Origin of the sequence: Amycolatopsis sp. WAC 01376 (assembly GCF_003947415.1) — a bacterium.
Classification (GTDB): domain Bacteria; phylum Actinomycetota; class Actinomycetes; order Mycobacteriales; family Pseudonocardiaceae; genus Amycolatopsis.
This window is the reverse complement of the sequence record NZ_QHKL01000004.1, coordinates 550,975-570,587: the sequence shown is the minus strand read 5'-3', so window position 1 is coordinate 570,587 and position 19,613 is coordinate 550,975. Positions and strand designations below refer to the sequence as shown.

Annotated in this window: 18 protein-coding genes; 10 read left to right on the top strand and 8 right to left on the bottom strand. The window is 68.1% G+C overall.

Annotated elements, in window-relative coordinates; translation table 11 throughout:
* The first annotated feature begins 11 nt into the window (after nt 1–11).
* The gene (locus DMH03_RS25255; protein ID WP_125794464.1) at nt 12–1,325 is read left to right on the top strand and encodes an MFS transporter; all 1,314 of its coding nucleotides are present in this window, start codon (nt 12–14) and stop codon (nt 1,323–1,325) included.
* Here the strand turns inward: DMH03_RS25255 and DMH03_RS25250 are convergent.
* Both DMH03_RS25250 and DMH03_RS25245 read right to left on the bottom strand, forming a co-directional pair.
* On the bottom strand, nt 1,318–2,133 hold the full coding sequence (locus DMH03_RS25250) for a hydrolase (RefSeq protein ID WP_233611624.1): 816 nt from the start codon (nt 2,131–2,133) through the stop codon (nt 1,318–1,320). The two genes, DMH03_RS25255 and DMH03_RS25250, sit on opposite strands and share 8 nt — an antisense overlap.
* A gap of 82 nt (nt 2,134–2,215) precedes the next feature.
* Nucleotides 2,216–2,812, bottom strand: a complete 597-nt coding sequence (locus DMH03_RS25245) for a DUF6801 domain-containing protein (RefSeq protein WP_125794463.1) — start codon at nt 2,810–2,812, stop codon at nt 2,216–2,218.
* 228 nt (nt 2,813–3,040) lie between these two features.
* On the opposite strand from DMH03_RS25245, the gene DMH03_RS25240 reads away from it, so the two are divergent.
* Nucleotides 3,041–3,838, top strand: coding sequence for an adenylate/guanylate cyclase domain-containing protein (locus DMH03_RS25240; protein WP_125794462.1), 798 nt, complete (start codon nt 3,041–3,043; stop codon nt 3,836–3,838).
* A gap of 40 nt (nt 3,839–3,878) precedes the next feature.
* Here DMH03_RS25240 and DMH03_RS25235 read toward each other — a convergent pair whose 3' ends face one another.
* Entirely contained in the window at nt 3,879–5,267 is a 1,389-nt protein-coding gene (locus DMH03_RS25235) for a Gfo/Idh/MocA family protein (RefSeq protein ID WP_125794461.1), read from the bottom strand.
* A gap of 174 nt (nt 5,268–5,441) precedes the next feature.
* Nucleotides 5,442–6,137: a nitroreductase family protein gene (locus DMH03_RS25230; protein ID WP_125794460.1), complete on the bottom strand. Its 696-nt coding sequence runs from the start codon at nt 6,135–6,137 to the stop codon at nt 5,442–5,444.
* 280 nt (nt 6,138–6,417) lie between these two features.
* On the opposite strand from DMH03_RS25230, the gene DMH03_RS25225 reads away from it, so the two are divergent.
* Entirely contained in the window at nt 6,418–7,137 is a 720-nt protein-coding gene (locus DMH03_RS25225) for a trypsin-like serine protease (protein WP_125784604.1), read from the top strand.
* Nucleotides 7,138–7,195: 58 nt separating this feature from the next.
* On the opposite strand, the gene DMH03_RS25220 is transcribed toward DMH03_RS25225, so the two are convergent.
* Nucleotides 7,196–7,963, bottom strand: a complete 768-nt coding sequence (locus DMH03_RS25220) for a twin-arginine translocation pathway signal protein (RefSeq protein WP_125794459.1) — start codon at nt 7,961–7,963, stop codon at nt 7,196–7,198.
* Between the two features lie 194 nt (nt 7,964–8,157).
* Nucleotides 8,158–8,721, bottom strand: coding sequence for a CGNR zinc finger domain-containing protein (locus tag DMH03_RS25215; RefSeq protein ID WP_125794458.1), 564 nt, complete (start codon nt 8,719–8,721; stop codon nt 8,158–8,160).
* 64 nt (nt 8,722–8,785) lie between these two features.
* On the opposite strand from DMH03_RS25215, the gene DMH03_RS25210 reads away from it, so the two are divergent.
* From DMH03_RS25210 to DMH03_RS25185, 6 genes are all read left to right on the top strand, one after another.
* Nucleotides 8,786–9,424: a haloacid dehalogenase type II gene (locus DMH03_RS25210; protein WP_125794457.1), complete on the top strand. Its 639-nt coding sequence runs from the start codon at nt 8,786–8,788 to the stop codon at nt 9,422–9,424.
* Nucleotides 9,425–9,495: 71 nt separating this feature from the next.
* Nucleotides 9,496–9,993 carry a hypothetical protein gene (locus DMH03_RS25205; RefSeq protein ID WP_233611622.1) on the top strand — a complete coding sequence of 166 codons (498 nt, stop codon included), beginning with the start codon at nt 9,496–9,498 and terminating at the stop codon, nt 9,991–9,993.
* Nucleotides 9,993–11,366: a hypothetical protein gene (locus DMH03_RS25200; protein ID WP_233611621.1), complete on the top strand. Its 1,374-nt coding sequence runs from the start codon at nt 9,993–9,995 to the stop codon at nt 11,364–11,366. The genes DMH03_RS25205 and DMH03_RS25200 overlap by 1 nt, the downstream gene beginning before the upstream one ends.
* The gene (locus DMH03_RS25195) at nt 11,363–12,733 is read left to right on the top strand and encodes a VWA domain-containing protein (RefSeq protein ID WP_125794456.1); all 1,371 of its coding nucleotides are present in this window, start codon (nt 11,363–11,365) and stop codon (nt 12,731–12,733) included. Before DMH03_RS25200 ends, DMH03_RS25195 begins: the two co-directional genes overlap by 4 nt.
* Nucleotides 12,734–12,753: 20 nt before the next feature.
* Entirely contained in the window at nt 12,754–13,866 is a 1,113-nt protein-coding gene (locus tag DMH03_RS25190; protein WP_125794455.1) for an AAA family ATPase, read from the top strand.
* On the top strand, nt 13,863–16,619 hold the full coding sequence (locus tag DMH03_RS25185; protein ID WP_125794454.1) for a DUF5682 family protein: 2,757 nt from the start codon (nt 13,863–13,865) through the stop codon (nt 16,617–16,619). The genes DMH03_RS25190 and DMH03_RS25185 overlap by 4 nt, the downstream gene beginning before the upstream one ends.
* A 44-nt stretch (nt 16,620–16,663) precedes the next feature.
* Here the strand turns inward: DMH03_RS25185 and DMH03_RS25180 are convergent, their stop codons facing one another.
* Nucleotides 16,664–18,130, bottom strand: coding sequence for a carotenoid oxygenase family protein (locus DMH03_RS25180; RefSeq protein ID WP_125794453.1), 1,467 nt, complete (start codon nt 18,128–18,130; stop codon nt 16,664–16,666).
* A gap of 83 nt (nt 18,131–18,213) precedes the next feature.
* Here DMH03_RS25180 and DMH03_RS25175 point away from each other — a divergent pair, with 83 nt between their 5' ends.
* A complete protein-coding gene (locus tag DMH03_RS25175; RefSeq protein WP_125794452.1) occupies nt 18,214–18,933 on the top strand; it encodes a TetR/AcrR family transcriptional regulator in 720 nt (239 codons plus the stop codon).
* Between the two features lie 11 nt (nt 18,934–18,944).
* Here the strand turns inward: DMH03_RS25175 and DMH03_RS25170 are convergent, their stop codons facing one another.
* On the bottom strand, nt 18,945–19,553 hold the full coding sequence (locus tag DMH03_RS25170; RefSeq protein WP_125794451.1) for a TIGR03086 family metal-binding protein: 609 nt from the start codon (nt 19,551–19,553) through the stop codon (nt 18,945–18,947).
* Nucleotides 19,554–19,613 lie beyond the last annotated feature (60 nt).

The window sequence follows — 19,613 nt, the reverse complement described above, 5'->3', positions numbered from 1 at the left end:
CACTCCCGCGGATGGACGAACAGACGGCAGAGGTGTCCACCGCGTCAGCGGTACGCAAGGCGATGATCCGGCTGGTCCCGTTACTCGGGCTGCTCTATCTGCTCAACTATCTCGACCGGGTCAACGTCGGGTTCGCGGCGCTCACCATGAACGCCGACCTCGGCATCAGCTCGGCCGCCTACGGGCTCGGCGCGGGCCTGTTCTTCGTCGGGTACTTCTTCTTCGAGGTGCCCAGCAACGTCATCCTGCACAAGGTCGGCGCCCGGATCTGGATCGCGCGGATCATGGTCACCTGGGGCATCGTCGCCTCGGCCACCGCGTTCATCCAGGGCGAGGTCAGCTTCTACATCGTCCGCGTGCTGCTCGGGATCGCCGAGGCCGGGTTCTTCCCCGGCATCATCCTGTACCTGACCTATTGGTTCCCGCGCAAGCAGCGAGCCAAGATCGTCGCGCTGTTCTTCCTCGCGGTGCCGCTCTCATCGGTCATCGGGAGCCCGGTTTCGTCCCTGCTCATCAAGCACGGCGACGGCGTCCTCGGCTTCGACGCCGGCTGGCGCTTCATGTTCTTCGCCGAAGGGGTGCCTTCGATCCTGCTCGGGGTGGCGGTGTTCTTCCTGCTGCCGAGCAAACCGAAGGACGCGAAGTGGCTCTCCCCGGGGGAGCGCACGGCGTTGCAGTCGGCCATCGACGCGGAAGACTCCCGTGAGGTCGGCAAGGAGGTGAGCACCCGATCGGCGTTGACCGATCCGCGCGTGCTCGCGCTGAGCGCCGTCTACTTCGGGATCATCTTCGGCCTGTACGTGCTCGCGTTCTTCTTGCCGCAGGTGATCAAGGGCTTCCAGCAACAGTTCCAGACGAACTACAGCATCGTGGAGATCGGGCTCATCACGGCGATCCCGTACGCGGTGGCCGCCGTGGCCATGGTGCTGTGGGCACGCCATTCGGACCGCACCGGCGAACGGGCGGGGCACGTCGCCATCGCCGCGTTCGTCGGCGCGGTCGCGATCGCCGGCGCGCTGTATCTCGGCTCGCCGCTGTGGGTGATGATCGCGGTGACCGTCTGCGCGGTCGGCGTGTTCACCGCGATCCCGGTGTTCTGGCAGCTGCCCAACGCCTTCCTGACCGGAGTCGGTGCCGCCGCCGGGATCGGCCTGATCAACTCCTTCGGTAACCTGTCCGGCTTCGTCGGTCCCTACCTCACCGGCTGGTTGCAGGGGTTGACCGGGAGCTTCCGCGCCGGGATGTGGGCCGTCGCGTTCTTCATGGCGATGGCGGGGGCCATCGCGTTGACCTTCCGCAATAAGGAAAAGAACGCGATCAAGTGAGGTGGTCGAAGTCGCCGTTCACCCACCGGATGTGGGTTTCGGCGCTTCGGCGCACCACGGCCTTGGCGTCACGATCGATGGTGTCGCCGCCGAGGGTGTAGAGCCGGTCGTAGGCGAAGTCGTCGAGCCGGTCGACGATGCGGCGGACCACGGCGCCCGAAAGCGGGACGTGCTTGGGGAAGTTGCGCTGGAACGACACCCAGTCCGGCGCGAGCCCACCCGAGATCGTGTCCCCGGCGAGGATGCTGCCGTCCGGCGTCCTGGCCACGGCGCTGCCGCGCATATGCCCGCCGAGCCGGACGAGTTCGAGGCCCGGCAAGGGTTCCGCGTGCTCGTCCCAGAACTCGAACGCCGGATCGGGGGCGGGCAGCCATTCTCGGTTGCGTTCGTTGACGAGCACCGGAACCCCGCCGAGCGCGCGGCTCCAGCCGAGCTGGGCACCGAACATGTGCGGATGACTGGTGGCGATCACGGCGACGTCGACCAGGCCGCGCACGACGTCGAGCACCTCGGTGTCCAACCAGGACGGCGGATCCCAGAGCAGGGTGCCCGCCGGGGTCACCGCGATGAACGACCAGTGCCCGATCGCGAAGTTCGGTTCCCGTTTGATGCTGTGCAGACCACGGCCGTGATCGCGGTGCAAGGTCCTGTGCGGCACGGAGATCAGTTCCTCGTGCGTCCACCAGCGTCCGGTGTGCGCGCCGAGGTCGCCTGCTTCCTCGATGCCGACCTCGCCGCGGTCGAGAACGCAGCGGGGAGGTTCGGGAGTGGCGGGATGTTCGATACCGCACCTGTCGCAAATCCACATGATCGACAGCTTGCGACCTCCAGTGCGCTGGAGGTCAAGACGCGTCTTCCCCCGGCTCGGCGAGCCGGGGGAAGACGAGGGTTCAGCTGACGGTCGTCTTGCCGAGGACGGCGTCCTGGTCGGGCGGGTCGAGCGCGAGCTGGACGTCGAACTCGCCGAGGGAGCTGTCGGTGACGATATGCGAGGTCGCCGCAGCGTCCACGCTGCTGGTCGCCTCACCGGCGGGGGTGCCCGCGGGGATGGTGAAGTCGACCTTGCCCTGCGCGGTGAACTTCAGCGGTCCTTCGGCGGGCACCTCGGTGTCGGGGATCGGCAGCTCGATGGGGATCGCGATCTTCTGCTCGCCGAGCGCGATGTTCACCTTCGAGCCGATCGTGCCGGAGAGCTTCTTGGCACCGACGAGCCGGAGCCCGTCGCCCGCGGCCTGACCGGCGTCGACGTCGAGGGTGAACGGCACCGAAACCGGCTCCCCGGCCTTCGCCGCCGCCGGGATTTCCGCCTTCACGACCACCGCCACCTTCTGGTCGCCGATGATGGGGAAGCCGCCCTTGTACGTGAGATTCTTTTCGACGGCGGCAGCGGTTCCCGCCGCGGCGAACATGACCGTGCCGGCGACCGCGGCCGCGATCCCGGCCGCGCAGAACCGCCGAACACCCTTCCGTACGAGGGTTTCCGTCATGTCAGGTCCTTTCGTCGTTGAATGGGCTCGACGCCGAATCTAGGTGGAAAGTCACCAACGAGGAAAGGAAAAGATCTCTCGCGTTTTCTTTACGTGTGGATCTTGTCACGCATATGTGGAATAGCGTGTTCATGAATTGTCATGCGAAGGCGGAAAGGGGAAATGCGTGCCGCATTCTTGTCATCCCGGTGACAGGTGCCCCGGTCGTACCGTGCGCGGTCTAAGGTCTTGATCGTGACCGAACGACCCGAGCCGTGGCATCGCCGGACCCGCAGGTTCCTGCGTGCGACGGACCAGCGCGGCGAACTGGTGCGCGGCGCGCGGTTCCTCCGCAGGCTCGTCCCGGGGGACGGCACGCCCGGCGACCCGCTGGCGCCGTCGACGGGCCGTTCGTCCGACCGGCTCGCCCGCCTGCTCACCGAGGCGGGCGCGGACCGGCCCAGCGCCACCCGCGAGCTGGGACTGGCCGCCGTGCAGGCCTGGCAGGCCGTCCGCCGGACCGGCGCGCAGCCGATGTCCGCGGACGGGATCACGGTGCTGTTCACCGACCTGGTCGGCTTCTCGACCTGGGCGTTGCAGGCGGGCGACGAGCGCGTGCTGGAGCTGCTGCGTTCGGTCGCCGAGGTGACCGAATCGGTCGTCACCGGGCACCGCGGCAGCATCGTGAAAGGACTCGGCGACGGCGTGATGGCCGTGTTCGCCGACCCGGGCGAGGCGGTGAAGGCCGCGTACGAGACGTGCTCCGCCGTGAGCGTGATCAAGGCCGAGGGCTACCTGCCCCATCTGCGCGCGGGGCTCCACCGCGGCAACCCGAGCCGCGTCGGCAACGACTACCTCGGCGTCGACGTGAACATCGCCGCCAGGATCATGGCCGCCGCCGACGGCGACGAGGTGCTGGCCAGCGGAAGCGTCGTCGACGAGCTGGACCCCGGCGCGGTGATCGTGCGCCCGCGCCGGAGTTTCCGCGCCAAGGGGACCCCGAAGGACCTCCGTGTCTACCGCGTCGTGCCTCGCTACTCCTCGTGACGGGCCCTCACGGAGCCTTGCCACTCACGAGCCGCAAGTCCTAGCCGGGCATCTCCGAAGGCTGCGAGTCCAGCCCCGCCCGGGGCTTCGACCAGCCGCCGCGCGTGAAGTCCGGCACCGCGACCGGTTTCCCGCCGCGCGCGAGGGAGACCACGCTCAACGGCACGGGGGAGCACCAGGCCGCCGAGTCGTAGACGTCGATGTCCGGCACCAGCCCGGCACGCATCTGCTGCACGATCCGCCACTGCAGCACGTAGTCCATGCCGCCGTGCCCGCCGAGGTTCGGGTCGTCCTTGAGCTTCTTCCACAGCCAGTGGTCGTGGCGTTCGCGATACGGCCCGAAGTCCTTCCACGCGTGCCCGCTGTGGTCGGGCTCCAGGTAGATGCGAGCGGGGTAGTCCTCCACGATGCCGCGGCTGCCGGCGAGACTGTTGATGCGGCTGTACGGCCGCGGCGAGCTGACGTCGTGCTCGGCGCGGATGATCCGCCCCTGCTCGGTCTCGATCAGGCAGGTCACCAGGTCGCCGTTGACGTAGGTCTCTTTCCACGACGGATGGCCCGGCGGCATATGGCGTTTCCGGTAGTCGGCGAGCCCCTTCGGCTCGGTCGCCGTGGCACGCAACGTGGCGAACCGGTCGCCGCGGTTGACGTCCATGCAGGCGGCGATCGGCGCGAGGCCGTGCATCGGATAGAAGCTCGCGGTGCTGCGGGTGTGCCATTTCCGGCGCCACGCGTCGGTGTAATACGTGTCGGAGAACAGCAGCGCGCGCAGGTCGTGCAGATAGCCGCCGTGCCCGTTGGTGACCTCGCCGAAGACGCCCTCGTGCGCCATCTTGAGGATGGCCAGCTCGTTGCGCCCGTAACTGCAGTTCTCGGCAAGGAACAGGTGTTTGCCGGTCTGCTCGCTGGTGTTGACGAGGTCCCACAGCTGGTCGAGCTCGGTGGCGATGGGCAGTTCGACGCCGACGTGCTTGCCGGACAGCAGCGCGGCCTTGCCCTGCGGGTAGTGGAACTCCCACGGGGTGGCGATGTAGACCAGGTCGATGTCGTCGCGGGCGAGCATCTTCTTGTAGGCGTCGGCGGATCCGCCGTACTCGGCCGGGCGCGGACGTCCGCCGGCGGCGAGCTTGTCCGCGGCGGCCTTCGCGCGCTCGGCGCGGATGTCGCAGACGGCGGTGACAGCGGCGCCCGGTACGGCGCTCCACCCGCCGATCATGGACATGCCGCGATTGCCGAGACCGATCATCCCGATCCGGACGGTCTGGTGCCGCTCGAACGGCACCCCGATCATGCTGCGCTGACCAGGACGGCGAGGCGCGCTTTCCGCCTCTTCGGCTGCGGTCGCGCTCGTCGGGATCGCGGCGAGCGCCCCGGTGGCGAGCGCGCCGCCGAACAGTGTCCGCCGGGAGACAGAGGGCAGGTCGGCCATGAAGAACACTCCTTCGTGTCGCCTTCGGTGCCCAGACCTTGTCCAATCGCCGCCGGATATGTCAAGAGATGCGTCAAAGTGAGCAGTAAACTGCACTAATGCGCAGTTTGACTGCTTGTTTGCGGGCGCTTCGCGCAACCCGGGTGCGCACACGCACCCGGGTCACGCTCGCGCTCAACGGCGGATCAGCACCTGGTCGATCGACTTGCGCACCAGGTTCGGCACCACGCAGTCGTCCGCCGGATAGCCGACCGGGATGACGGCGAACGCCTTCTCGTTCTGAGGCCGTTCGAGCAGCTCGCCGAGGAACCGCATCGGCGACGGCGTATGCGTCAACGCGGCCAGCCCGGACAGATGCAACGCGGTGATCAGCATGCCGACCGCGATGCCCACCGACTCGTCGACGTAGTAGTGCTTGTGCTTGGTGCCGTCCTCGTCGAGGAAGTAGCGCTGCTGGAAGACCACGATGAGGTACGGGGCGTCGGTGAGATGGGTCTTCACGGAGTCGGTGCCCAGCGGGCGCAAGGCGGACAGCCATTCCTCGCCGAGCCTGCCCTCGTACGAAACGCGCTCCTCTTCTTCGGCCGCCTCCCGAATCCGCTGTTTGGTCGCGGCGTCCTTGATGAGCACGAAGGTCCACGGCTGCTGATGTGCGCCACTGGGTGCGGTGGAGGCCACCGCGATGGCGTCCACCACCACCTGCTCGGGTACCGGGTCGGTCGAGAACATCCGCACGGTGCGTCGGGAGTCCATGCGGCGGCGCAGATCGGCGGCGGTGGCCAGCGATTCTTCCGCGGACATGCGCGCCGGACGGTAGGGCACCGGCTCGAAGGGGTCGCCGTAGGTCGGGGTCCACTGTGCTGCGGTCATGGTCCCGATTGTGGTGGCGGACCTGGTTTTCGGGAAGCCCCGGAGCCAGGTTATGTCCCTGGGGTTATGCCGCCATCCGTTTCAAGTGGACGGACGCCGGTCGTCGTAACCAGCGGGCCGTTCCAGTACCTAGCGGGCCACTTAGCGGTGGCCGCGGCGTAGGAATAGGTATCCACTGCACGACTTTCGTCGGTGTCAGGTTTCTCTTGCCGCGCCCCAGAATCAGCACACCCGTCCCCATCGCGCGGCCGAACCCGGGTCGCAGAAATGAGTCGGAACCATGCGACTTCGCTCCTTCGCCCTGATCGCCGGCACCGCCTTCGCGGCGTTGCTCGGCGTCACCGCCCCCGTGGCGTCCGCCGCGGAACCGTCCTCCGATGTCCAGCCGATGATCATCGGCGGCCAGAACGCGTCGAGCGGCCCCTGGGCGGCCAGGCTCTTCGCCAACGGCAGGCAGACCTGTACCTCGACGATCATCGCGCCGCAGTACATCCTGACCGCGAAGCACTGCGTCGCCAGCAGTGGCACGTTCACCTTCCGGATCGGCAGCCTCGACCAGCAGAGCGGCGGCACCATGGCCACCGGCTCCACGGTCACCCGCCACGCGAGCGCGGACCTCGCGATCGTGCGCCTCACCGCCCCGGTGAACGCCACGTACTCGCCGCTGGGCACCACCGCCAACGTCTCCGTCGGGCAGACCGTCCAGGTCTACGGCTGGGGCGCGACCAGCCAGTGCGGCTCGGAGATCAACTGCCAGTCGCGCTACCTGAAGGTCGCCAACGTCTCGGTCACGTCGGTCTCCTGCCGTGACTACAACGGCGGCATCGCGGTGTGCGCGCGCCGCGGCGACGGCATCACCGCCGGCGGCGACTCGGGCGGCCCGATGTTCGCCTCCGGCCGTCAGGTCGGCGTCGCCTCGACGAGTGACCGGCAGACCACGACCGCGTACACGAACATCACGCGGTACCGGCCCTGGATTCAGCAGATCGCCGGCGTCTGACATCTGGATGTAGCGGGGCCCTCCCCGGCGGTTGCCGGGGAGGGCCCTGTGCTGTGCTCTAGTCGGGACGGCCGACTTGGGTGTTCGAGAGGTCGAGACCGATCGCGAAGTCCGCCGTGTAGCCGCTTCCGGCCTGCTGTGGACGCAGCAGCATCTGGGCTCCGCCGCTGCGGTAGATCGAGTCCCGGCTGTTGGTTGTGTCGGCCGGACCTTTCCGCCGGTACGGTTCGGTCCGCAGATAGGCCGCGCCGAACTCGGGGGTGAAGTAGAGCTGCGAGGTGAACTCGTACGGCCGGCCGTTGGTTCCGACGGTGCGTATTTTGAGGTGGATATGCAGCGTGCGTCCCGTGTACCAGCCGGGAAGAATGGTCGTGAACTTGGCCGCTCCCGATTGGTCGGTGTTCTGGTAACCGCGCAGGAAACGGCGGCCGCGACTTCCCTGGGACGGAATGTCGGAATACAGCCCGAACGCGTCGCACTGCCAGAGGTCGACCATGGCCCCCGGTAGCGGGGTGCACACTTGCTGGCGAATTTGCTGAACGGTGAAATTGATGGCCAGCGCGGTGCCGGCGACCAGCTGTCCGGTGGATGGCTCACTGCGGATATCGGAACGGTTGAGCCGTTCGTCGACGAAGTACGGACCTTCCATTTGTTCTGGCTTGACCACGCAATCCAGCGTGCAGACCTCGGGTGTGCCTGCGCTGGGGGTGGTGGCACTCGCGGTGGCGGATCCGGCGACAGTGAGTGTCGCGCCGGCGGCGCCGAGGAGAATCAACGCCTGCCGCCTGCCGAGTACCCGGCCTACTGGCTCATCATCGTCATGCATGGGTTTCCTTTTCGCCGAATGAGGGGAGCGAGGGAACTGAGCGCGACAAGGGATTACCGTAATGTGTCGCGCGCATCTGATTTTCCAACATGGCTCGCCCGCTGTCGAGAAAGTTCACTCGCATGCATCATACTTCGAAGCGGGCACTATTCTTTGATGGGCCGAATTCGTGAACCGCTGTTACGGCATTTCGCCTACGGCGCCTCGAAAAATCCAGCTTGAGAAAGCTTTCGTGCCCGATGGTTGGCCACGTTGACGCGATTTCCGCATAATCCCGGCATGCAATAGCGACGTCGTCCAGGGCGCGTTGTGTCGATGAACGCACCTCGGCACGTAGGTGCGCCACAGGTGCGGAACCGTTCCACGCCGAGAGACTGGACGACGCCGAGTATTCCGACGCCGCAGACTAGGGCCAGGGAGTCCGCGGCCGTCGCGTCAGGCCGGACCGAGACGGCCCATCGTGCGCTGTCAGTCAGAAGGGTGACGTCACCGATCGGAGTGGTGAGCGCGGTGGCGCCGGTGATGAGGCGCGCCTGGTCCGGGTGGTCGATCAGATCCCGCACTGTGACGCGTAGCCGGTGAACGGCACGCAGATCACTGGGCCGGGAGGGCTCGGGCAATGAGTGAAGCTCGGCGAAGGCGGCGAGAGATGCCAGGTCGGGCAGCTTGTCTTCGCCTTGCCAGACCTCCGCGGTGGTGTTGACCAGGTCGGTAGCGATGCCCGCCGCCCAGACGTAATCGTCTAATGCTACTTGCATCCCTTACCAACCTCTCGTACGTTCGCGGTTAACCGCTACTTTAACCCTTACCGGGAGGTTCTCCGTGGAGATCGACGCCTTGGTGTTCGACATACTCGGCACGCTCGTCGACGAGCCAGCCGGGATTCGCGCGGCCATTCGGCAAGCCGCGCCGGATGCGGAGGCTGACGAGCTGGTCGAGCTGTGGCAGGGCCACGTCGAGACCGAGCAGCGACGCATCGTCGAGGGGGAGAGGCCGTACGCCCCGAGTGACGTTCTCGACCGCGAAGCGGCCCAGGTCACCACCAAGATGGACGTGGTGCCGAAGCTCGCGCCGTGGCCCGACGCCGTCGAGGGATTGGCCAGGCTCGCCGAGAATCACCGGCTGATCGGGCTCTCCAACGCCGGCCGGACGAGCCTGCTGCGGATCAATGCCCACGCCGGCCTCCGGTGGCATCTAGCGCTCTCCGCGGAGGAAGCACAGACCTACAAACCGGACCCGGCCGTCTACGAACTGGCCGTCGGGGCCTCAGGTGCGCCGCCGGAGCGGCTGCTGATGGTCGCCACCCACGCGTGGGACCTGAGGGGAGCGCAGAGTGTCGGTCTCCGGACCGCCTACGTCGCGAGGCCTGTCGGGGACCCGCCGGTGGCGACGGACCGGTTCGACTTCTACGCCGAGGACCTCGCCGATCTGGCCGTTCAGCTCGCAAAACAACGGATGTGATCAAAACTGTCGGTGCCGCCCGCTAGGTTCATCCCAGTCCCCACCGAGGCACCCCGCAAGGAGAAGATGCGTTGTCAGACTGGGAAAGAGCGAGCACGGCCCGGGTGTTGCCACCTGCCCGCCCGCGCAAGCTCGCGAAGGTCCCGTTCGTCGAACTGGCCGACGGACGGGTGCAGGGCGTGGTGTCCAGTGGATCGGACATCGGGCGCGTGTACGTCTCGTCGGTCGCGGCGAGCACGTACGAGTTTGCCTGTAGCACCAACAACAACCGGCCTTGTGGCGGGGCGCGGGGCATGTTCTGCAACCACATCCTCGCCCTGCTCAACGAATCCACTCTTCAGTACGGCGCCGAGCGTGTCGCACGGTACTTGCGCGTCGAAGTTCCGGAGCCGACCGCGCAGGCCATTTCGCAGACCATGAGCGCGACGCGGCCGTCGCAGGGCGACAACACCGCCGCCGCGTCCGTGTTCAGCCAGTTCTTGCGGCACTTGGCGTATCTGGAATTCGAAGCGTCGACGGCGCCGGCGCCGGAACTGCACTGGTTCCCGCCGACCAGGGCGGTGGTGTGATGCGCACCGATCTGCTCACCGACCCCATCGCCGGTCTCGACGAGGCGCTGGCGGTTGTCGACGCCTTCGACGACGTACTCGTCGCCGGGTTGCTTCGTCCACAGAAGATCGCCGGTTTGACCGAGCTGGCCGAGGCCGTCGCGGGGTCGCCGTTGGCGTCGCGAGTCGCCGAGGCAGCCGAGAAGACGGCAGCGGGTGCCGCGGGGGAGGAGCACTTCGTTTCCCTTGCGGCGGCGAGGATCGCCGTGTTCGGTTCCGTGCACGACGCCGTCCTCGCGCGCCTCGCCGAGGCGACCGGCCGGCCGTCGGAAGAGGAGTCCACTCGGCAAGTGTCCAAGACGGACATGCCGAATCTGCCGGCCGCCGCGCGTTCCTGGCTGTCCGATCTGGCCCGCGCCGGCTGGCAGGGCATCGACCACGATTTGATCTCGGCTTCGGCGCAGGTGATCTCCGCTCTGCTCGCGGAACCGAGTCTGCGTCGGCTGGCTGTCCTGCTCGACGGCTTCGCCGCGGAACTCGCGGCGTCCTGTCCTGGTGCGGCGTTGGAACGAGTTCCGGTTCGACGCTGGGGCGACCTGTGGTCGCGCGGGATGCTGCTGACCTTGCCCGTGGCCACGCCCGCGATCGGCACGGTCACCGGCCGCCTGCTGCCGCTCGGGGTCGATCTGCTGGAGCACTCGACGGCCGCCCAAGCCCAGGTCCACGCAGTGTTCGAGCCCGAGGACGGCAGCACGCCGCGTCTCGTGCGTGCCAGCGTGACAGTGCCGAAGCCGGACACGATCATCGGCGCCGGGATCTGGCAGTTGCTGCGCCCGCATCTTTCCCTGCTCACGGCGATCAGCGAGGGCCGCTCGATGGACCTCACCGAGATGCCGCTCACCGCCGAGGGCGACCTGCTCTGGCAGGACGAACATGCCCGCCTCGGTGAGCCCGCGGACGCTTTCTCCACCGCGCGTGTCGCGCTGCCGAAGGCTGTCACGCCGGCGGTCGCACCGCTGGATCGGCATCCGGTGCGGATCGCCGTCCCCGTCTTCCTCGAGGGTTACGGCATCGAGGGCGACGAAGACGCGCTCACGTTCACGTTCGCCGGGAATCACCTCGCCGTCGAGACCGACCGCATCCCGGCAGCCGGTCCGCTGACACCGAAAGCTGTCGCGAGTTCCAGTGCGTGCATCGGCCTGATCCGGTGGGACGGCGGTTTCCGGCTCCAGCCGCTCGCGATGGAGACCACGGTGCGCAAGAAGACCACCGCCGTGCACGCCGGAGCCTGGGCCGGGGGCACCACGGACAAGGCCGGGGTGAAAGCCGAGAAGGCGGCCACCGACGCCGCGGCCGTGTTGCGCGAACGCGCCGGAAGGCTGTTGCGGAAATGAGCGAATCCGAGGACAACCGCCGCCAGGTCCTGTACTGGCGGCTGCTCGCCCGGCTCTTCGACCCCGAGGAGCAGGCCGCGCTCGAAGCGGCGAGTGTGGCCGTGGTCGAGGACATCGGCCTGCCGTCCGCGCTGCTCGATCCGAACGTCGCGGTCGACTCGGTCGTCCAGCGTCATCCGGAACTGGCCGCCGAGTTCGACGGGCTGATGGTCCCCGAAGCCGAAGACAGCCGGGACAAGGCCGCGGAGGTGCGGCGCGCTGCGCTGGTGTCGAAGGTGCTGCTCAACGTCTTCGCCGCCGCACCCTCCACCGTGACGGCCGGGCAGCTGTCCAGCTGGCAGGCCGACGCGGGCTGGTTCGAGCGCGCACTCGGGTGCCGCCCCGGTGAGCTCCGCGGCGGTCGTCCCGGTGGCGCTCCGACCGGGCTGGGTGGTACCGGCGGGGGCTCGGCTCCCGACCTGAGCACGCTGCTCCCGTCGATCGGCCCGGAACTCGGTGCCATCGAGGCCGACCTCGTCAAGCGGATGCATCTGCGCGAGGTCCTCGCCGATCCCGCGCTCGCGGCGAAGCTGAGCCCGAGTATGTCCCTCATCGAACAGTTGTTGCGGGACAAGGACAATCTGTCCGGAGTGGCGCTGGCCAACGCCAAGTCACTCATCCGCCGCTACGTCGACGAGATCGCGGAGGTCCTGCGGACCCAGGTCGAGAAGGCCTCGACGGGCAAGGTCGACCGGTCGGTCCCGCCGAAGCGCGTGTTCCGCAACCTCGACCTCGATCGCACCATCTGGAAGAACCTCACCAACTGGAGCCCCGACGAGGAACGGCTCTACGTCGATCGCCTTTACTACAAGCAGACCGCGAAGAAGACCACCCCGCAGCGGCTCATCGCGGTCGTCGACCAGTCCGGCTCGATGGTGGACTCGATGGTCAACTGCGCCGTACTGGCCTCGATCTTCGCCGGACTGCCCAAAGTGGACGTTCACCTGATCGCCTACGACACCCAGGCCCTCGACCTCACGCCGTGGGTGCACGATCCGTTCGAAACCCTGCTGCGCACCAATCTCGGCGGCGGCAACGACGGCATGGTCGCGATGGCGCTGACCCAGCCGAAGATCGCCGAGCCCGCCAACACCGTGGTGGTGTGGATCTCCGACTTCTACGAGACCCGCGTCGAGCAGCTCTTCGAAAGCATGGCCGCGATCCACCGGTCCGGGGCGAAGTTCATCCCGGTCGGTTCGGTCACCAGCGCCGGCCGGGGCAGCGTCAACCCCTGGTTCCGCGAGCGCTTCAAGGATCTCGGCACGCCGGTGATCTCCGGCCACATCACCAAGCTCGTCCACGAACTCAAGACCTTCCTCACCTCCTGAACTTCCCCGAAAGGCAAGACATGTCCGACGTCCTGCGCGCCCCCGCCGAACTCAAGTACGCCGAAGAGCTGGACTGGCTCGAGTCGATCGACGACGGCCCCAAACCGTTCGCCTGGCGCCTGTCCCCGAAGATGGTGCGCCTGTTCGTCCTCGGCGCCGAGCGTGCCGACGGCCTCGACCGTGAGATCTCGCAGAAATGGTTCGGCGACCGGAGCATCGTCGAACGAGCCATCGTCACGCTCGCCTCCGACCGCGCGCTGCTGCTGATCGGCGACCCCGGCACCGGTAAGAGCTGGCTCGCGGAACTGCTGGCCGCGGCGATCTCCCGCAACTCGACGCTCGTCGTGCAGGGGACCGCGGGCACCACCGAGGATCACATCAAGTACTCGTGGAACGTCTCCATGGTCATCGCCAAAGGCCAGTCCCGGGAGTCGATGATCCCGTCGCCGATCATGACCGCGATGGAGGCGGGCTCGATCGGCCGGTTCGAGGAGCTGACCCGGTCCACCAGCGACGTGCAGGACGCGCTGATCTCGATCCTGTCCGAGAAGTACATCTCGGTACCGGAACTGGACAGTGACGGCATCGTCTTCGCCAAACCCGGCTTCTCCGTGATCGCGACCGCCAACAGCCGCGACCGCGGCGTCAACGACCTGTCCTCCGCACTCAAGCGCCGGTTCAACTTCGTCCGCATCCCGGTGGTGACGAACAAGAAGAGCGAGGCGGAGATCGTCCGCTTCCGCACCGAGGAACTGCTGCGCCGCCACCAGATCGAGCTGGACGTGCCGCCGACCCTGCTCGACGTGCTGCTGCGCAGCTTCGGTGACCTGCGCGCCGCGGCGGCGTCGGCGGGCAGCGACGACGAGAAGCTGGAGTCCGCGTTGTCCACCGCCGAACAGATCGGCGTGCTCGAAGACGCGGTGCTGCACAGCAACTTTTTCGGCGAACAGGCGCTGACCGCCCGAACGCTCGCATCGTCGCTGGTCGGCTCGCTCGCCCGTCGTGAGCCGGAAGACCTGGCGATCCTCAACAAGTACCTGCACGGCGTCGTCGAGCCGCGCAGCAAGGACGAGGGCGGGGACTGGCCGGAGTTCCTCGACGGCGGCCGCGACGCGATCGCCACCCTCTCGTGAGCGGCGCCTTCGAGGCGCTGCGCGGCCAGTTGCAGGAGGCCGCGGCCGCCTTCGCCGACGGGCCCGGCGCCCTGGAGGGCATCCTGCTCGGACTCGTCGACGACGTCGACCGCGCGGTGCGGGAACCCTTGGAGATCTTCCCGGTCTGCCACCATTCCCCGGCTTCGGCCGTGGCGATGGCCCGGCGGTTGCGGGAGAAGCAGCCGAAGGTGGTGTACCTCGAACTGTGCGAAGACATGGCGCCGTTGCTGACCGAGCTTCGCAACTGCCGTCTTCCCGTGGCGGTGCAGGCTTTCGCGACGGACGTGAAGGGATTCCCCGCCGAGTGGGCGCCCTTGTCCGTTGTCGCGCCGATCACCGAGGCTTCGGCCGAGTACCAGGCGATCGCGTATGCCCTCGACACCCCGGGTGTCGAGCTCGTCCTCGTCGACCGGTCGGCCGACCACGTCTTCCAGTGGAACGAAGGCGAACCCGTCCCGGATCCGGACGCGCCGCCCGCGGAGGAAGAGGCCGCGCTGCACGGTGACGCGGTCGGCGTCGAGATCGGTGACCTGCGGCCGCGGTTCGCCGAACTCGAGGAACACCTCCTGCGGCACGGGCGGGTGCGGCACTGGTCGGAGTGGTGGCACCAGTACGTCGAGCTGCCGCTCGGCGACAGCGACCACGACACCTACCGCCAGGTCATGTTCCTGATCGGCAGCCTGTTCCGCCGTCTCGCGCCCGGCGACACCCGGCGCGTACGGGTGGACGAAGACCGCGAGCGCTACATGTGGACCCGCATGCGCGAGCACCTCGCCACTTCGGGTGCGGATCCCGCGGACTGCCTCTACATCTGCGGCGCGTTCCACGCGGCCAGCCGGGTCGCGGAATTCGGTGTCGAAGGCACGGACGGGTTCGTGATCAGCCCGCGCAGCGCGAGCACCTGGCAGTATGGGCTGATCCCGTCGAGCCACGCCTCGATAGAGGCGCAGTTCGGGCTCGCCGGGGGATCGGTGTCGATCGCCGCGACGGAGTGGGCGAAGAACCTCAAGCGCACCAAGGTGAAACAGTTCCAGCTGGACGGGCAGGTGGGCGTCCCGAAGCGGAAGAAGGCCGCGGAGCTGCCGGCACAGACGCCGGATCCGGCGTCGTCGGATCAGCTTTCCGGGTTCCTGCAACGGCCTCCGGTGCTCGACCGGCTGGACGAGGCCGAGCTGCTCGGCTGGTCGGTCGAGATCGTGCGGGCGGCGCGCCGCAACGGGTACCTGTCCTCGACGGCCGACGCCATCGCGGTGTTCGAGACCTCGATCCTGCTGGCGGGCCTGCGTGACAGGGCCAAGCCGACGCCGTACGACTTCCAGGACGCGGCGGTCACCTGTATCGAGAAGGACGTCGTGCCCGGCAGGCGCGACGTGCGCCGGCTCGTCGAGATCATGATGGGCGGCGACCGGATCGGCCAGGTCGGCTACGATGCGTTGCCGCCGCTGGCACGCGACGTGCACGACAGGCTCGAACCGCTGAACCTCAAGCTGCAGCAACGAGGTGTGCAGCGGGCGCTGCTCGACATCGCTTCGAGGCCGGAGCTGGAGCCGTGCTCCGATCTGCTGTGGATGCTGCGGTACCTGATGCCGCACGGTGCGGCGCGGCCGATCATGGGGGAGCGGCGGCTCGGTGAACGGCCGATCCAGGAGTCGTGGGATCTGGCGCTGGGCACCCACCAGCGGGCCCTCATCGAGCTGGGCTACGAGGGCGTCAGCATCGAACAGGTGCTGGAGCAACGGCTTCGTCGTGCCGCCTACCATCCGCAGGCCACCGCGGCGAAGGTGCTCGGAGCGGTCGAGGACGCGACGCTCTACCTGCGCAGCGCCCGGCTTGCGGGGGAGCTGGGCGCGCGTGCCCTGGAGGTGCTGGCCACCGAACGCTCCGTCGACGGCGCGCCGGAAGTGCTGCGGCGGGTGCGGAGGCTGCTGGCGCACTACCGGACCAGCGAGCCGGTGCTGCCCCGGTGGATCGAGGACTTCGTCAGGACGGGGTACGCGCATTACTGCACCCTGCTCCCGGCGGCCTTCGCCGACGAGGAGGCCGGTGTCGAGCAGGTCGCCGCGATGCTGGGCTTCCTGTTCAGCATGGAGGCGCTCGCGTTGTCGCTGGGCTGCGACCGGACGCAGCTGGAGCTGGCGATGTCCGGATCGCATCCGGAGGAGCCGTCGAAGGTGGCGTTGCTGTGGGCGGCGCAGGTCCAGCTCGGACGCCTCTCGCGCGCGGAACTCCGCGAGCGGTGCGCCGGACTGCTGGCCAACCCGTTGGTGCTGCCCGCCTATCCGCGCTACCTGAGCGGGTTCGTCCACGCGTTGGAACCGGCGCCGGGCTTGGCCGACTTCGTCGTCGAGGCGGTGTCGAACGCCTTCTCCGAGCTCCCGGACAGGTTGCTGCTGCCGTGGTTGCCGACGTTGATCACCACGCTGCGATCCCGGGGCGCGGATCTGGTGCCGCTGCTCGTGCGTGAGGCGGGACGGATCTTCCCCGGCCGCCTGGCGGCGCTCGATGAATGGGTTCCGCCCTGGAAAGACCAGCGGGAACCGCTTGCCCTACCGAGGAAATCGGGCGGGAGCGGGCTCGCGCTGCTGGCCGCGCACCCGGCGGCCTGCGACGCCGTGGCGGGACTGCTGGGCTGCGACGAGCCATGGGGGAGCACCGCACCCACCGGCTTGACGCTGCTCGAACGGTATCCGGAGTCCGCCGCCGCGCTGGAGGAGGTACTCACCGGGGTGTGAACCCGAGGGGCGGTCGCCGGGGCATCCGGCGACCGCCCGATCGGTCAGTCGGCGACCCAGCTTCCGTGGAAGCCCAGTGGCACCGGCCGCGGCAGATGGATGCGAGCCAAGGGTTTCGCGGTGAAGTCCTGTGCCGAAAGGATCACCAGATCCGAGGCGTTGCGGTCGGGATTGTTGACGTAGGCGAGGGCATAACCGTCGTCCTCGGTCTTGCTGCGGGACGACGGGACGAAGACCGCTTCGCTCGCGTCGGCGCCCCGCCCGAAGCGGTGCACCTCCGAGCGTCCGTTCCGCAGGTCGTGTTTGATCAGCGCGTTGCCGAAGGTGTCGGCGGGCTTGTCCAGGTAGACGTCGAACAGTTCGCCGGGGGAGGCCGAGTAGCCGTACCGGTGCCGTCGTGACACCAGGCTTTCGTTGACCCGCGGGAACTCCTGTGGCCGGTCGTCGAGGACACGGCGCCGCACACGGCCCTGCGCGAGATCGATCGTCCAGCGCTCCAGCACCGGCGGGCCCGACGCCGACGGGCCACCGAAGCCCTGCTTGCCTGCCACCTCGAATGGCGCCGGCATCGTCGTCAGGTCGACCACCACCGTGGAGCCGTGGTCGTAGGCGTTGAGCGTGTGCGAGTAGAACACCGGATCCACGCCGAACCAGCGGACCGGGCCACCGTCGCGTTTCATCACCCCGACCCGCGCGGGGTGATCCGTGTTCCACTTGTAGGGCACGACCTTGCCCGGCTGCGGATCGAAGGTGACCGGTACGTCGAAGACGACCACGTAGTTCTCCGTGAGCCCGAAGTCGTGCATCATCGGGCTGTCGGTGACCGGGATCCGGGTGGTCCGCACGACGCGGCCGGTCCGGTCGATCATCAGATGCCGTACGTGGTCCCAGGTCGGGTGGTAGGTCACGGCGTGCAGTTCGTCGGCGCGCGCGTCGAACTTGGTGTGCGCGGTGTAGGAGCCCTCCAGCGAACCGCTGAAATCGAAGGGCCCCAAGGTGTTCAGCTCGCCGTCGAGTTCGTACGGCGGGGCGCCGGACTCCTGCAGGGTGAGGATGCGGCCGTGGTGGCTGATCACGTGCGTGTTCGGCGCGAAATCCTCGGCGGGCACCGGCCACGGGTACCGCTCGCCCAGTTTCGCCGCGACACCGGACGAACGCACCCAGCGGTTGCGGTACCACTCGGCCTTCCCGTCGCGGAGCCGGACGCCATGCACCATCCCCTCACCCAGCATCCAGTGGTGAGCGCGCGGATCTTCGAGCCCGAGGACGTTCGGCCCGGTGCGCAGGTACCGCCCGCGGAGGTCGTCCGGGATGCGGCCGGTGACCGGCAGGTCGAACGCGGTCACCTCCTCCTTCACCGGCGCGAACGCGCCTTCGATGAACGGGTAACGCGGTTTCGCCGGATTGGGCGCGGCGGACGCGGGCCCGGTGCTCCCGTAGGTCGCGGCGGCTCCTCCGATGGCGAGCGCGGCCGCGCCGCGGAGCACGTTCCGCCTGTTCGGTTCGGTCATGGTCGATCCCCCAACTCAGGAAGTAACTGTGTATGCCATGAACAGTGTATGCCTTTACCTGTTTTGGGTGCAACAATGCCCTGATGGACGACGTTGAGATCGAGTTGCTGCCGCCGGGTACCGCGCTGGCCTGGGGGCACACCCCGGCGCCCCGGCGCGGGCCGAAACCGGGATACAGCCTCGAGCAGATCGTCGACGCGGCCATCGCGCAGGCCGACGCGGAGGGTTACGCGGCACTGTCCATGCCGTCGATCGCCAAACGGCTCGGCATCACCGCGAACGCGCTTTACCGGTACCTGAGCTCCAAGGAGGAGCTGCTCGTCCTGGTCGCCGAAGCGGCTTGGGGGCCGCCGCCGGAACTGTCGTCCGGTGACTGGCGCGCCGCGGTGACGGCCTGGGCCCGCGCGCTTCTCGCGCGCTGCCGCCGTCACCCGTGGCTGATCGACCTGCCGGTGCGAAGGGCGCCGAGTACGCCGAATCTGCTGGGGTGGCTGGAAAACTTCCTGGAGGGGATGGCAGGCTCGGGCCTGAGCGTCCAGGACGCGACCGGCTGCGCCGTCCTCGTCGACGGCTGGGTCCGCAGCACCGCTTCACTGCTGCGAGACGTGAACGCGAGCCCTTCGGATCAGGTCCGGGCGTTGAGCGCGTTCCTGGGGCCGCGTCTCGAAGGCCGAGGCTACCTGCGCGTCGCCGCCGTGATCTCCGGTGAGGCGTACGGCGAAGAAGGCATGGAGGAAGCCGACATCGAGTTCGGTCTCGGCCGCATCCTGGACGGCATCGAAGCGCTCATCGATCGCCGCTGAACACTCGTCGATCAGGCCGCGACCGCGGTGTCCGGCCACGACGGCGAACGGCCGAGCAAGGCGACGATCGTGTCCAGGTCGGACGGTCCCTTCTCGTCGATGGCCGGGGCGAAGGCGGCGCCCGGTGCCTTCCGGTTCTTCCCGTCCGGAATCGATTCGGCGAACCGCAGGCCGGCGTCGAGCACCTCTCGCTGGAACTCGAGCGGCAGGCCGAGGGTTTTGGCCACATCCCAGGAGTGCACCAGGTAGTCGACGAAATGGAAGCCCAGAGCCTGCTCCGCCGTGAAGGTGATTTCGGTGGAGAACTCGGGAAGGGCGAACTTCCGGTCGGCGAGGTCGTGGGGGACGAAGGCGTTCAGCACTCGGTTGACCGAGGCGCGGTAGGTCTCCACAGGGTCGTCGCCCAGCGGCAGTAGGCGCCAGTGGCCGAGGTCGGTTTCGCCATCGGCCGCGGCGGCGAAGCCGTGGTGCTGGGTGGCCATGTGCGCCAGCAGGCCGTGCAGGGTCCAGGCGCTGCAAGGCGTCGGCTTGGTCAGGTCGGCGGGCGTGATCTTGGTGACCAGATCCAGGCTGGCTCGGGTCACGATGGCGTCGAGGATGCGGAGTTCATCAATAGGCATGCGCATATCATCTACATATGCGTACGAGTTCGTCAACCGGTTTCGCGAACCAGGTCGGTA